The sequence below is a fragment of the Cognatishimia sp. genome, assembly GCF_964229375.1.
Taxonomy (GTDB): domain Bacteria; phylum Pseudomonadota; class Alphaproteobacteria; order Rhodobacterales; family Rhodobacteraceae; genus Cognatishimia.
Map to the genome: position 1 here is coordinate 19159 of NZ_CAXREH010000082.1, position 12972 is coordinate 32130.

Below are 12972 nucleotides of genomic sequence, written 5' to 3' on the forward strand. Positions count from 1 at the left end.
GAGGTCTATATTTCTTCGGGGAAGTGCTTGATCGTCAACCGGATCGGGTTCGGTGCGGCCTGACCCAGACCACAGATCGACGCATCCACCATCGCTGTGCTCAGCTCTTCCAGAAGGCCTGTATCCCAGCTGTCGCGGCTCATGAGTTTGACGGCTTTTTCGCACCCCACACGGCACGGCGTGCATTGCCCGCAGCTTTCGTCCTCAAAGAACTTCAGCATATTGAGAGCCGCCTCTTTGGCACTGTCTTTGTCAGACAAAACAACCACCGCCGCAGACCCGATGAAGGTGCCAAGCGGTTGCAACGTGTCAAAATCAAGCGGCACATCGTTGATTGATGCAGGCAGCAGACCAGACGACGGACCGCCCGGCTGATAGGCTTTGAAACTGTGGCCATCCAGCATGCCACCGCAAGCTTCAATGATGTCGGTGATCGTGGAGCCTGCGGGCAGCAGATGCACGCCCGGGTTCTTCACACGGCCGGACACAGAATAGCTGCGCAGGCCTTTGCGCCCGTTCTTTTCAACCGAGTTCAGACACTCTGGCCCTTCGCGGTTGATCTTTGCGACCCAATAGAGCGTTTCGACGTTGTGCACCAAAGTCGGACGGCCAAAGATGCCGACCTGCGCTACAAATGGCGGGCGGTGGCGCGGCTCGCCGCGTTTGCCTTCGATGCTTTCAATCATCGCGCTTTCTTCGCCGCAGATATAGGCACCTGCCCCGCGTCGCAGATCGATATAGCCCTGATCAACAAGGCCCGCGTCCTCAAGCGCTTTGATCTCACGGCGCAGAATTTCCAGCACGGCCGGATACTCATCACGCATATAAATAAAGGCTTTTTCCGCTTCGACAGCCCAAGCCGCGATCAACATACCCTCAAGGAAGACATGCGGCGTCCGCTCCAGGTAGTAGCGGTCTTTAAAGGTGCCCGGCTCGCCTTCATCGCCATTTACGGCCAGATAACGTGGCCCTTCGTTGGCGCGCACAAATCCCCATTTGGTGCCAGACGGAAAGCCCGCCCCGCCCAAACCACGAAGCCCAGCGTCTTTGACCTTGGCTTGTACCGCTTCCCAATCGCCATTGGCGCGCAGGTCTTTCAGGGTCTCGTATCCGCCCTCGGCCGCATAATCCGCATATGTTTCATAGGTCGGAACATGCGCATGGGTGTCGTCCGAGTCGATCGCGGCGGTCACCTTGTCCACTGTGGCGTGGTCAATGTGGTTGTGGCCGATTTCCAGCACAGGCGCAGTGTCGCAGCGGCCCATACACGGCGCGCGCACAACGCGTACTTCGTCAGGGTTCAGACCGTCTTCCAGCGCTTTTTGCAATTGCTGCGCACCGGCCAATTCACAGGAAAGGCTGTCACAGACGCGGATCGTCAAGGCAGGCGGTGGAGTCTCGCCTTCGCGCACGACATCAAAATGCGCATAAAAGGACGCAACCTCATAAACCTCGGCTTGCCCCGTGCGCATCTCTTCGGCCAGCGCACGGATATGTGCCGCAGACAGATGGCCGTATTCATCCTGAATCAGATGCAGATACTCGATCAGCAAATCACGGTCGCGCGGACGCTCGCCAATCAAGGCGCGCACCTGCTCTAGCGCGGTGTCATCGACCTGCCGCCCCTTAGGGGTATGCCGGCCCTTACCTTTGCCGGATTTCCAAACACCTTTGCGTTCGTCGAGTGCCATTTGGGTGCTCCATTAATGAACTTGGTCTTTGAATACACAAATTGAGCAGCCCACCTTATACTCAAAACGACATTCATTGAATGTTTCGCGTTGCATTTATCAAAGACTGGCCTCGCTTGTGGCACAAAATTTCCTAAGTTAAACGTCATACCCCGATTGGAACCCACGATCAGGTGGAGATAAAGCGACATGTTATGGTTCACACTGGCGACCGCTGTGCCGGTCTTCCTTTTGGCTCTTGCCGGCTTTCTGGGCGGCATCTGGGCTGTGATCGCCGTGCTCTATCTGACCGTCTTTGTGTTCATCATGGACCGGCTGATCCAATACGCGGCGACCGACAAAGACACCCATGAAGAATTCCCGGCCAGCACGGCTTTGTGCATCTTTCTGGGGTTCACTCATCTGGGGTTGATCGTGGTTGCGATCCTTGCGCTCAGCGGGACAACCGGCCTGAATATCTGGGAGCGATTGGCGTGTTTTGTGCTTTTCGGTCAGTACTTTGGGCAGGTCAGCAACGCCAACGCCCACGAGCTGATCCATCGAGGCTCGCGCTGGCTTAACCGGTTGGGAATCGCGGTTTACAGCTCTATTTTCTTTGGCCACCACGCATCGGCCCACACTAAGGTCCATCACACCTGGGTTGGCAGCCTGCGCGACCCGAACACGGCGCGGCTGGGTGAAAGCGTCTATCGATTCTGGCCCCGCGCCTGGTGGGGATCGTTTATGGCGGGCCTTCAGGCGGAAAACACGATGCGCGCGCGGGCAAAAACCCCCAGCCCAAAATGGACCCATCCTTATGTCTGGTACGGGATCGGCACGTTGGTCACCGTTATCGTCTCTTTTGCCCTTGCGGGCTGGGCTGGCTTTGGCGCGCTGATTGCGGTGTCGCTTTATGCCACGCTTCAGCATCTGGCGAGCGACTATATCCAGCACTACGGGCTGAAGCGCCGCAAACTGGCGAATGGCAAGCTGGAACCGGTTGGCGCACAGCACAGCTGGAATGCGCCGCAGGTTTTCAGCTCGGCCATGATGCTGAATGTGCCGCGCCATTCAGACCACCATTTGAACCCTACGCGCCCCTATCCGAACCTGCGCATTGAAGAAGATCGCATGCCGATCCTACCGCGGTCCTTGCCTGTGATGGGCATCATCGCGCTGTTCCCGCCTTTGTGGCGGCATCTGATGGATCACCGCGTCGCCGAGGTGAACGGCGTCAGCCAGCCCTGAAAAGAAAACTGGATTGTACCGCAGGCTTTTGGCAGGCTGTCGGAATGAGACAGCTTGTTGCCCTCGCCCTGACCTTTCAGACCACATTCGCTTTTGCCGACACGCCGATGAGTGCCGAGGCGTTTGACCGATATACCCGCGGCAAAACCCTTTACTATTCCGAAGGCGGCACCCGCTATGGCGCCGAAGAATATCTGGATCAGCGCCGCGTACGCTGGAGCTTTCTTGACGGGCAATGTCAGGAAGGGCGCTGGTTCGCCAGCGGGCAGGACATTTGTTTTGTCTACGAAGACAACCCGGATCCTCAGTGCTGGCAGTTCTTTCTGGAACCCGGCGGCCTGTCTGCAAAATTCACCGGCGACAGTGCCAGTACCACGCTTTATGAAATCACCGGTGCCGAAGAGGACATGCTGTGTTTGGGGCCTGAAATCGGGGTCTAGGCTAAAACAAGCTGCCCTGATCTGACGCATCTGAGGACGAAGGTTTCGCCGTCTTGCGAACAGGTTTTGCAGTCGCGCCTGCAGAATGGCGTCCGTCGGCAAACTGGATTTCAAGCGCCGCTGCTTTGGCCGCTGCCTTGGCCGATGTCACGACCGCGTCACCATCCCAGACAACCGCGTATCCCCGCTCAAGCGTCGCCTCATATCCCAAAGTCAGACGCAGGCGGTCAAGGTGGTCCAGACGATCTTTCAAGGACTTGGTTTGCGTGCTCGCAGCCGTTGCAAACCGTTGCGTCAGCGCGGCAAGCTGGTCTTTCTTGACCGCTATGTCGCGCTCGATTGGGCGCAACGACAGACGATCCGCCCGACGCCCAAGGGCCTCACGTTTCGCCTCCACTGCCCGCCGAAGGTTGGTGGGCCTTAAAGAGGCCGCAGCCTCGGTCAGCTTCAAACGGCGCGTGTCCACAGAGCGGCGCAGCGCATCCGGCAGCTTTTCAGCCGCGCGGTCCAGTCGCTGACGGGGGCTGTCCAACAGGGTTTCAATCCGGGGCATCGCCCGCGCCAGATCGCGCAGCCGCTGGCCGCGTTGCGTGATCGACTGCGTCAGCGCCCGCGTCAGCCGCGCGCCTTGCTCGTCCGTCCACCCCATCAATTCCAGTCGCACCGGCACCGCAAGTTCTGCCGCAGCGGTCGGAGTTGGCGCACGTTTGTCAGAGGCGAAATCAATCAGCGTGGTGTCGGTTTCATGCCCGACAGCCGAAATCAGAGGAATATCCGAGGCCGCAGCAGCGCGCACCACGATCTCTTCGTTAAAGCCCCAAAGATCCTCAACAGACCCGCCGCCCCGCGCAACGATGATCAGATCCGGCCGCGGCAAAGCCCCACCGGGGGTCAGCGCGTTAAACCCTTCGATGCCACGCGCCACCTCGGGCGCGCATTTTTCGCCCTGAACGGCAACCGGCCAGATCAGCACCTTGCTGGGAAAACGATCCCGAAGCCTGTGCAAAATATCGCGGATCACCGCGCCTGAGGGCGACGTCACAACACCAATGACCGAAGGCAGATAGGGAATCGGCTGCTTGCGGCTTTGATCAAACAATCCCTCGGCCGACAGCTGAGCTTTGCGTTTCTCGAGCATTGCCATCAACGCGCCGACGCCCGCTGGCTTCATGTCTTCGATGACGATCTGGTATTTCGACTGGCCGCCAAACGTGGTCAGCCGCCCGGTTGCAACGACCTCCATCCCCTCTTCGGGTCGCATCGGCAGCCGTGAGGCGACACCTTTCCAGATCACACCGGAAATCACCGATTTGTCGTCCTTCAGGTCCAGATAGACATGACCTGACCGTGGAAAACTGACCCGTCCGATCTCGGCGCGAATCCTGACGTGGCTGAACGTGCCTTCAATGAGTTTCTTAATCGCTCCAGAAAGTTCGGAAACGGAAAACTCTGGGGCATTTTCGCCCTCTCGTGGATCATCGATCAGATCTGACATCTGGCCTCGCTTGATGTATTGCCGGACACAGCTTAGAACGCGCGTCAACGAAGGCCAAGACGTTCAGCGATCAATAAAGGACTCCCCATGAACATTCTCATTCTCGGCAGCGGTGGCCGCGAGCACGCATTGGCGTGGGCAGTGAAGCAAAACCCGAAATGTGATCGCCTGATCGTGGCACCGGGGAATGCAGGCATCGCCAAAATCGCCGAATGCGCCTCACTGGATATCGAGAATGGGGCAGAGGTTGTCGACTTTGCCAGCGAAAACGCGATCGACTTTGTCATCGTCGGGCCCGAAGCCCCTCTGGCGCTGGGTGTTGCCGACCGCTTGCGTGACGCAGGCTTTCTGACTTTTGGTCCTTCTGAGGCCGCCGCACGTCTGGAAAGCTCGAAAAGCTTTACCAAAGAAATCTGCGTGGCCGCGGACGCTCCGACAGCAGGCTATGGCCATTTCACCGACGCCGAAGCCGCCAAAGCCCATATCCGCGAAACCGGCGCACCGATTGTGGTCAAGGCCGACGGTCTGGCCGCAGGCAAGGGCGTGATCGTTGCGATGGACGAAGACACCGCATTGGACGCGGTCGATGACATGTTTGGCGGCGCATTTGGTGGCGCTGGCGCTGAAGTCGTGATCGAAGAGTTCATGGAGGGCGAGGAAGCCTCGCTTTTTGTTCTGGTTGACGGGCAAGATGTGCTGTCGATCGGCACCGCACAGGACCACAAGCGGGTCGGCGAAGGCGACACCGGTCTGAACACAGGCGGCATGGGCGCATATTCTCCGGCGCCGGTGCTCTCGGCCGAGATCGAAGCGCGGGCGATGGAAGAGATCGTCAAGCCTACGATGCGAGTCATGGCCGAGCGCGGCATGCCGTATCAGGGTGTGCTTTATGCGGGTCTAATGATCAAAGACGGCGTGCCACGTCTGGTGGAATATAACGTGCGCTTTGGGGACCCAGAGTGCCAGGTTCTGATGATGCGCCTTGGGGCGCAGGCCTTGGACCTGATGCAGGCGGTGGCCGAAAACAGGCTGTCTGAGGCGAAGGTCAACTGGGCCGACGATCATGCGATGACCGTGGTTATGGCCGCCAACGGATACCCCGGATCTTATGAAAAAGGATCCGAGATCAAAGGGCTGGATACATTGCCCTCTGACAGCAAGAACTTTGTGTTTCATGCGGGAACAACCGCAAATGGCGGGGCTGTTCTGGCATCAGGGGGTCGGGTGTTGAACGTGACCGCACGTGGGGCAACACTGCAAGACGCGCGGGACCGGGCCTATAAGATGGTTGCGGATGTGGATTGGCCCGGCGGCTTTTATCGCAACGACATTGGCTGGCGCGCGCTCTAGAAGCACCCGCGAGGGGCCAGCCCCTCGCGCTCCCCGGGATATTTCCGGCAAGAGAAAAAGCCTTATTTACAGGCGAGAACATCCGCCAGCGCGGATTGGGAAAAGCCGTCTGCGGCCTGGCTTTGGATCGTGCGCCCGTCAAAACGCGAGATGACAACAGAGCGCCAGTTGGCATCGGCGGTGACCATTTCCGGGCCCGCACCGCAGTCGCGGATACCGCTTGAGATGAAATCCTGACCGATGCGATGGTTGGTCAGACCGGCTTTTTGCGCGACTTCGCTCAGTGCGCCGTTTTCAAACCGCCAGATGCGCAGCGTTTTGGCCAAATGCGGGCGGTCGATATAGGCGATTTCAACCTTGCCGTCCCCATCCAGATCCGCAGCCCCGACGGGAGCCAGCCACCGGTTGCGCGTGCCGATATAGGGGTTGGCCGCCACAAAGCCATTTTCGTCATAGATCGCCAGCCGCGCCCCTTGTGTCGCGTTGCTTTCGATCACGATGACCTCAAGGTCGCCGTCCAGATCTACGTCAAACAGGCGCGGTTCAAGATCTTCAAACACCCGGGTTTCTGGCAGGATAATGCGCAGGCGGGGTTTGTTTTTAATCCGCAGCTCGAGCGTGCCCCATTCGATGGCATCGCCAAGAACACCATGGGCGTATCTGTCGGTTGGGTCCGCATAGCGGGCCGAGATCACCTCGGCCTGAGCCACGGACAGGCTGGCCACAAGGGCCAGAGGCCACAGGCGCGCCATCTGCCATGCGCGGCGCGCAAAAGCGTGCCACGCCACTTTGGGTTGACGCCGCGCTTGTGCCGGCATCAGATTTGCTTTTCAGGCATAAAGACCTTGAGACCATCCAGGTCATCGCTGACTTTCAGCTGGCAGGTCAAACGAGACTGGCCTGGCTTTGGCTCAAAGGCAAAGTCCAGCATGTCTTCTTCCATGTCGTCCATAGCAGGCAGCTTGTCTGCCCAGGCTTCGTCCACATAGACGTGGCAGGTCGAGCAGGCGCATGCGCCGCCGCAGTCTGCTTCGATACCTGGAATGTTGTTGTCGCGTGCGCCTTCCATCACGGTCAGGCCGGTTGCGACCTCTACAACGTGCTCGGTACCGCCGAATTCGACATAAGTGATTTTTGCCATTGTTCGTGTATTCCCTTGCGATTCCCTTTCGTAGTTAGTGCGCGCGGCCCTCATATGCCAGTCCGTTTTCGTCAGTTTCCTGTCACGCTTGCGACAGCGTGAATTTGTTCTACATTTGTTCTTATGACATATCCCCCAGCGCACCCCGTCTTGCCAGATACGGACTGGCCCCGCCCGCCTTCAGCGATTATGGCGCGCCAGCTTGTTCTGCCGCCGCAGGGCGCGCTGGTCACCGTGGCTGGGCTGGTGATCCTCAGGCAGCGACCGGGAACCGCCAATGGCGTGATTTTCCTGACGCTTGAGGATGAGACCGGCGTGGTGAACATTGTGGTCTGGCGCAAGATTTATGAGGTGTTTCGCCGGGCGGTGATTGCGGGGCGGCTGCTGCGCATCACGGGCCGCATTCAGCGTGAAAACAATGTCACCCATGTGATTGCAGACCGTATTGAAGACATCTCGCCGATGCTTGATCAGCTGGTGCAGCCGGGACTCACCTGGAAAGCGGATGTCGAGACGCCTGTACAATAGGCTTTAGGCAAAGCTTAAAACGCGGTAAAACGAGAAAAACCGCGAAGGCGAGCAGATGAGGTTTCGGCCATTCCTGATTGGCACATTGACCACGGCCCTATTGGGCTGTGCCGAAGTCGTGCCGGATTTCGCAGGCCTCAACGAGCCGGAAGTGGTTTTGGAACATCAGCCAGGCCCACCGGGCGCGCGCCCTGGAAGCTGTTGGGGGAAATCGATCCGGCCTGCTGTCATTGAGACGGTACAGCAACAGATCCTTATTCAGCCCGCCGAACTGATGGGCGATGGCACCGTCCTGACGCCTGCGATATATCGTACCGAGACACAGCAAAGGATCGTGACGCCTCGACGTGAAACCTGGTTTGAAACCCCCTGCCCCGAAGATCTGACACCGGACTTCATCGCCTCGGTGCAGCGTGCGCTGAAAGTGCGTGGGGCGTATCGCGGGCCGGTGACCGGGCAGATGGATGCGCGCACGCGCGCAGGCATTCGCAGATATCAGTCGGCCAACGGTTTGGATTCGGGTCTTTTGTCCCTTGAGACAGGCCGGCAATTGGGGCTGATTTCCATCGGGCGCGACCCCGCATAAAAAAGGCGCCCGATTGGGGCGCCTTTCGTGATCCGTAAAGACCTGATTATTCGTCCAGACCCAGCGCCACAAAGCGGGGTTCACCGCCACGACGCACCAGCAACAGGATCGACTTGCGGCCTGCTTCTTTGGCCTCGGCGATCCGTGCGTCCAAATCAGACACAGTGGACACTTTCTGCTGGCTGGCTTCGGTGATGACATCACCGGCCCGCATACCTTTTTCATAGGCTTTGGACAGCTCATCCACATTGGTGATCACCAGACCTTCGGCATTCTCGCCCAGACCCAGTTCTGTGCGCAGCTCTTCTGTCAGAGGTGTCACTGTCAGGCCAAGCATGTCTTTTTCGGTTGGCTCTTCAGGGGTCACAGGTTGCGCTGCAGGAACCGCTGCCTCGGCTTCTTCGCGACGGCCAAGCGTCACCAGAAGCGTCTGTGTCTTGCCGCCACGCAGCACGATCACACGCACAGCTTTGCCGACCGCAGTGTTGCCAACGGTGCGCACAAGGCCGCGGACATCATCCACATCGGCGCCATCAAAGGTCAGGATCACGTCGCCCGCTTCGATGCCTGCGTCTTTTGCAGGGCCATCAGGCACGTCCGTGACCATGGCACCGGCCGCTGTCTCGAGGCCTTCGACCGCGCCGATCATGTCTTCGGTCACGTCCTGAATGCGCACGCCCAGCCAGCCGCGGCGGGTTTCACCGAATTCTTGCAGCTGGTCGACAACATTGCTGACCACGTTGGAGGCCATCGAGAAGCCGATGCCGATCGAGCCACCGTTTGGCGACAGGATCGCAGTGTTCACGCCAATGACGTCACCGTCCATGTTGAACAAAGGGCCACCCGAGTTACCGCGGTTGATCGCAGCATCCGTCTGGATGAAGTCGTCATAAGATCCCGACAAAGCCCGGTTGCGCGCCGAAATGATACCGGCAGACACGGAGAAACCCTGACCAAGCGGGTTGCCTACGGCCATAACCCAGTCGCCAACGCGGGCAACGTCACTGTCACCAAAGGTCACGAACCCAAGCGGGGTCTCGCTTTCGACTTTCAACAGCGCAATGTCTGTATTTGGGTCGGTGCCGATCACAGTGGCCGGGAGTTCCTCGCCAGAGAAAAACTCGACCAGGATTTCGTCCGCGCCTTCGATGACGTGGTTGTTGGTGACAACAAAACCGTCCTCAGAGATCACGAAACCCGCGCCCAGTGCCGCGCTACGACGGGGGCGGTTTTGATCGCCCTGGCCCTGGCGGTCTTGAAACTCGCGGAAGAAATCCTCAAACGGGCTGCCCTCGGGCACAACGCCCTGTGGGCCAGACCGGCTGGCCACCACGGTCGAGGTAGAAATGTTAACAACGGCCGGGCTGACCTCTTCGACGAGGTCGGCAAAACTGTCGGGGCGGGCTTGAGCCACCAGCGTTTGTGCCAGAATGAACATCAACGCCAAGGCCGAGAGCCAAAGCGCGCGCATCTGGCCGATGCTTTGAACGGGTGCGGAAACAGCGATTGGTTTCACCTAAAAATCTCCTTTTGGATTTCTGCTCCAGAATGCCGTGTCCCCGAAACGCGACATGATAAAGGTAACATAGGACAAATTAATTGCTGCACAACTTTGCCCACCTTCCTTCAACTGCACGTGAGCAAAATTGTAACTTTAAAATTGAACTGGCAAGTTCACTCTTGATCGTACCTAAGAAACATCTATGAATGAATACATGTAAACTTACGAATACGTGATCGAGCCCAATTTCGCCAGATCACATCAGTTACCCCCAGAACTTGAGACCCAGGACTTGGTGCGCGTCACCTGTCACTGGATATGAGTCACACCGCCCGTGCACCCAGCAAGGAGAGTCACGCGGCAGACCTTTTTGAAAGGCTCTTTTTGATGTTCGATTGGTATATGAAGAAACTGGACGAGTTTATTCAAGTCTCGCAGTATTGCCACCATTCCATACTGGAAGCCCATATGGTGTTAGCCCGCAGCGCGACTCAAGATTATCTTGGAAATGGCGACCCAGAGTCCAAAATCACGTTGTCACATGTCATCCGGCTGACAGCGGCTCAGGCAAAACATGACGGGCTGGACGACACGGCAGAGCAGCTTTTGTCTGTTGCGGCAAATCTGAATGCGGATGTGAACGAACCCGAAGACGCGGTGGTTCTTGAATTCCCAAGCTATCGCAGCAACACAGCATAGCCGCGACTTTCACCGAAACTGTCCCAGACAGTTTTTTGCGGCGGCCATTCTGGCGCCTGTGTGCCCTAACCGAATTGGTGGGCCATCACCACCAGCACGCCCCCAAGAGCCAGTACCAGCAGCCCAATCTGTCGCCTTTGACCAAGGGACAGACTTTGAAGCGCCTTAAGCAGCTCTTCAATAAGCGAAGGGGCCAGCGCATAGACCAGCCCCTCCAGAATTAAGACAAGCCCGAGGGCCAAGAGGATCGTTTCGATCATTGGGCCCCAAGGTCAGACTTGAGATAGTTGAAGAACTCGCTGTCAGGCGAGATCACCATGGTCGAGTTGCCTTCCAGCAAAGACGCGCGATAAGCCGCGAGTGAGCGATAGAACTGGAAGAACTCGGCGTCTGCGCCATAGGCATTCGCAAAGATCGCGTTCCGCTGCGCATCCGCTTCACCGCGGATGATTTCAGCATCACGGCGCGCATCCGAGGTCAGTTCGACCACAGTACGATCCGCTTGCGCGCGAATACGCTGCGCCGCCTCTTGACCACGTGCACGTTCGTCAGTTGCCTCACGCTCACGTTCCGCACGCATCCGCGCAAAAGTCGCATCCAGGTTTTCGCGCGGCAGGTCGGTGCGTTTCAGACGCACGTCGATCACCTCAAGACCCAGCGCTTCTGCGTCCCGGATCGCGCCATTGCGGATCCGCAGCATCAGGGCAGCCCGGTCAGAGCTGAGGATGTCGTTTGAGGACACAGAACCCAGAATCTCACGTGTTTGAGACCGCAGGATCGAGTCCAGTCGACGTCCGGCGACCGCAATCGCCTGATCGCCCGCCGCACCCGTCGCCTGACGGAACTGGTTGACGTCCGCAATACGGTAGCGCGCAAACGCGTCTACGACGAGACGACGGTCATCCAGTGGCGTGACCTCGATCGGATCAAGGTCGCGGCTCAGGATACGGTCGTCATAGTAAACAACCTCTTGGATGATCGGCAGTTTGAACGCCAGACCAGGATCTTCTTTCACATCAACGACACGACCAAACTGCAGAACCAGTGCTTTTTGGCGCTCATCCACGATGAAAATCGACGACAGAGCGGTCAGAAGGGCAACGGCCAGAACGGCCAGCAAAGCTACAGAACGAGTCATTAGTTATTGCTCCCTTTGCGCAGTTCATTCAGAGGCAGATACGGCACGACGCCCTGGTCGCCACCGGCGCCTTCGTCGATGATAATCTTATCAACGCGGCCCAGAACCTCTTCCAAGGTTTCGATGTAAAGACGCTTACGTGTCACGTCTGGCGCTTTGCGGTATTCTTCAAGAACCGCTGTGAAACGGCTTGCTTCACCTTCCGCCTGGTTGACCACCTGAGCGCGATAGGCTTCGGCTTCTTCCAGAACCTGCGCCGCTTCACCCCGTGCGCCCGCCAGTACGGCGTTTGCATAGGCGTCTGCTTCTTTCTGGGTCCGGTCACGTTCTTGCTCGGCGGCCTGAACGTCACGGAATGCGTCAATCACCTGTGTCGGAGGGTCCGCTTTGTCAAAGTTCACACGCACGATGTTCACGCCAGAGTCGTAGCTGTCCAATGTAGACTGGATCAGATCCTGAAGGCGCGCTGCGATGGATGCACGATCCCGGTTCAGGATCGGCGCCAGATCAGACTGCGCGATAATCTCACGCATAGCGGATTCAGACACCGCACGGATCGACAGTTGCGCATCACGCAGGTTGAACAGGAATTTCTGAGCATCGTTGATGTTCCAAACGACCTGGAAGTCGATATCAACGATGTTTTCATCCCCAGTCAGCATCAAGCCCGCATCAGAACCACGCGCGCCTACACCGATATCTTCGGTCTGTTCGCGGGTTACCGGGATAACCTCGGCAGTCACAACCGGCCACGGTGCAAAGTTCAGACCCGGATTGCCTGTGGAGTAGTATTCGCCAAGGAACAGTTCGACAGACTGTTCTTCCGGACGAACCGTATAGAAGCTGTTCCAAACCCAGAAGATACCGATCAACAGGATCACACCAATGGTCATCACACCACGGCCTGGCCCCTGAAAATCGCCACCGCCGCCGGATCCACCTGACTGACCAGAGCCGCCGCGACCGCCCATAAGAACGCGCAGCTGGTCCTGACCCTTTTTCATCAGGTCATCGATATCGGGGATCTGTGGGTTGTCGTCGGGGCGACGACCGCCGCCGTTATTGCCGCTCCCATTGTTGCCACCGCGGTTGCCACCGCCTTGATTGCCGCCGCCCCCCCAGGGGCCGCCAGAATTGCCTGCCATAAAGGTCTATCCCTTTCTCATCATAAAAGGC

14 protein-coding genes are annotated in these 12972 nt (G+C 58.2%); 6 read left to right on the plus strand and 8 right to left on the minus strand.

Features of this window, described 5'->3' with window-relative positions; translation table 11 throughout:
• Nucleotides 1–5: 5 nt before the first annotated feature.
• Entirely contained in the window at nucleotides 6–1691 is a 1686-nt protein-coding gene (locus ACEQWH_RS06515; RefSeq protein ID WP_370229034.1) for an NAD(P)H-dependent oxidoreductase subunit E, read from the minus strand.
• Nucleotides 1692–1880: 189 nt separating this feature from the next.
• Between ACEQWH_RS06515 and ACEQWH_RS06520 the strand changes: the two genes are divergently transcribed.
• Both ACEQWH_RS06520 and ACEQWH_RS06525 read left to right on the plus strand, forming a co-directional pair.
• Entirely contained in the window at nucleotides 1881–2918 is a 1038-nt protein-coding gene (locus tag ACEQWH_RS06520) for an alkane 1-monooxygenase (RefSeq protein ID WP_370229036.1), read from the plus strand.
• Nucleotides 2919–2962: 44 nt separating this feature from the next.
• Nucleotides 2963–3358 carry a hypothetical protein gene (locus ACEQWH_RS06525; RefSeq protein ID WP_370229038.1) on the plus strand — a complete coding sequence of 132 codons (396 nt, stop codon included), beginning with the start codon at nucleotides 2963–2965 and terminating at the stop codon, nucleotides 3356–3358.
• A 1-nt stretch (nucleotide 3359) separates the two neighbouring features.
• On the opposite strand, the gene xseA is transcribed toward ACEQWH_RS06525, so the two are convergent.
• The gene (xseA, locus tag ACEQWH_RS06530; RefSeq protein ID WP_370229040.1) at nucleotides 3360–4853 is read right to left on the minus strand and encodes an exodeoxyribonuclease VII large subunit; all 1494 of its coding nucleotides are present in this window, start codon (nucleotides 4851–4853) and stop codon (nucleotides 3360–3362) included.
• A gap of 87 nt (nucleotides 4854–4940) precedes the next feature.
• Here xseA and purD point away from each other — a divergent pair, with 87 nt between their 5' ends.
• A complete protein-coding gene (gene purD / locus ACEQWH_RS06535; RefSeq protein WP_370229042.1) occupies nucleotides 4941–6203 on the plus strand; it encodes a phosphoribosylamine--glycine ligase in 1263 nt (420 codons plus the stop codon).
• 62 nt (nucleotides 6204–6265) lie between these two features.
• On the opposite strand, the gene ACEQWH_RS06540 is transcribed toward purD, so the two are convergent.
• Nucleotides 6266–7021, minus strand: a complete 756-nt coding sequence (locus tag ACEQWH_RS06540; protein WP_370229043.1) for an FG-GAP repeat domain-containing protein — start codon at nucleotides 7019–7021, stop codon at nucleotides 6266–6268.
• Nucleotides 7021–7344, minus strand: a complete 324-nt coding sequence (locus tag ACEQWH_RS06545) for a 2Fe-2S iron-sulfur cluster-binding protein (RefSeq protein WP_370229045.1) — start codon at nucleotides 7342–7344, stop codon at nucleotides 7021–7023. The genes ACEQWH_RS06540 and ACEQWH_RS06545 overlap by 1 nt, the downstream gene beginning before the upstream one ends.
• A gap of 123 nt (nucleotides 7345–7467) precedes the next feature.
• Between ACEQWH_RS06545 and ACEQWH_RS06550 the strand changes: the two genes are divergently transcribed.
• On the plus strand, nucleotides 7468–7872 hold the full coding sequence (locus ACEQWH_RS06550; RefSeq protein ID WP_370229047.1) for an OB-fold nucleic acid binding domain-containing protein: 405 nt from the start codon (nucleotides 7468–7470) through the stop codon (nucleotides 7870–7872).
• 55 nt (nucleotides 7873–7927) lie between these two features.
• Complete coding sequence (locus tag ACEQWH_RS06555; protein WP_370229048.1) at nucleotides 7928–8458, plus strand: peptidoglycan-binding protein; 531 nt, start codon at nucleotides 7928–7930, stop codon at nucleotides 8456–8458.
• A 46-nt stretch (nucleotides 8459–8504) separates the two neighbouring features.
• On the opposite strand, the gene ACEQWH_RS06560 is transcribed toward ACEQWH_RS06555, so the two are convergent.
• A complete protein-coding gene (locus ACEQWH_RS06560) occupies nucleotides 8505–9929 on the minus strand; it encodes a Do family serine endopeptidase (RefSeq protein ID WP_370229079.1) in 1425 nt (474 codons plus the stop codon).
• Between the two features lie 417 nt (nucleotides 9930–10346).
• Between ACEQWH_RS06560 and ACEQWH_RS06565 the strand changes: the two genes are divergently transcribed.
• Nucleotides 10347–10658: a hypothetical protein gene (locus ACEQWH_RS06565; protein WP_370229049.1), complete on the plus strand. Its 312-nt coding sequence runs from the start codon at nucleotides 10347–10349 to the stop codon at nucleotides 10656–10658.
• A 65-nt stretch (nucleotides 10659–10723) separates the two neighbouring features.
• On the opposite strand, the gene ACEQWH_RS06570 is transcribed toward ACEQWH_RS06565, so the two are convergent.
• From ACEQWH_RS06570 to hflK, 3 genes are read right to left on the minus strand one after another with little or no spacing between them, the layout of a single operon-like run.
• Nucleotides 10724–10918: a DUF2065 family protein gene (locus ACEQWH_RS06570; RefSeq protein WP_370229051.1), complete on the minus strand. Its 195-nt coding sequence runs from the start codon at nucleotides 10916–10918 to the stop codon at nucleotides 10724–10726.
• Nucleotides 10915–11796: a protease modulator HflC gene (hflC, locus tag ACEQWH_RS06575; RefSeq protein ID WP_370229052.1), complete on the minus strand. Its 882-nt coding sequence runs from the start codon at nucleotides 11794–11796 to the stop codon at nucleotides 10915–10917. Before hflC ends, ACEQWH_RS06570 begins: the two co-directional genes overlap by 4 nt.
• Nucleotides 11796–12941, minus strand: a complete 1146-nt coding sequence (gene hflK / locus ACEQWH_RS06580; RefSeq protein ID WP_370229053.1) for an FtsH protease activity modulator HflK — start codon at nucleotides 12939–12941, stop codon at nucleotides 11796–11798. The genes hflC and hflK overlap by 1 nt, the downstream gene beginning before the upstream one ends.
• Nucleotides 12942–12972: the final 31 nt, after the last annotated feature.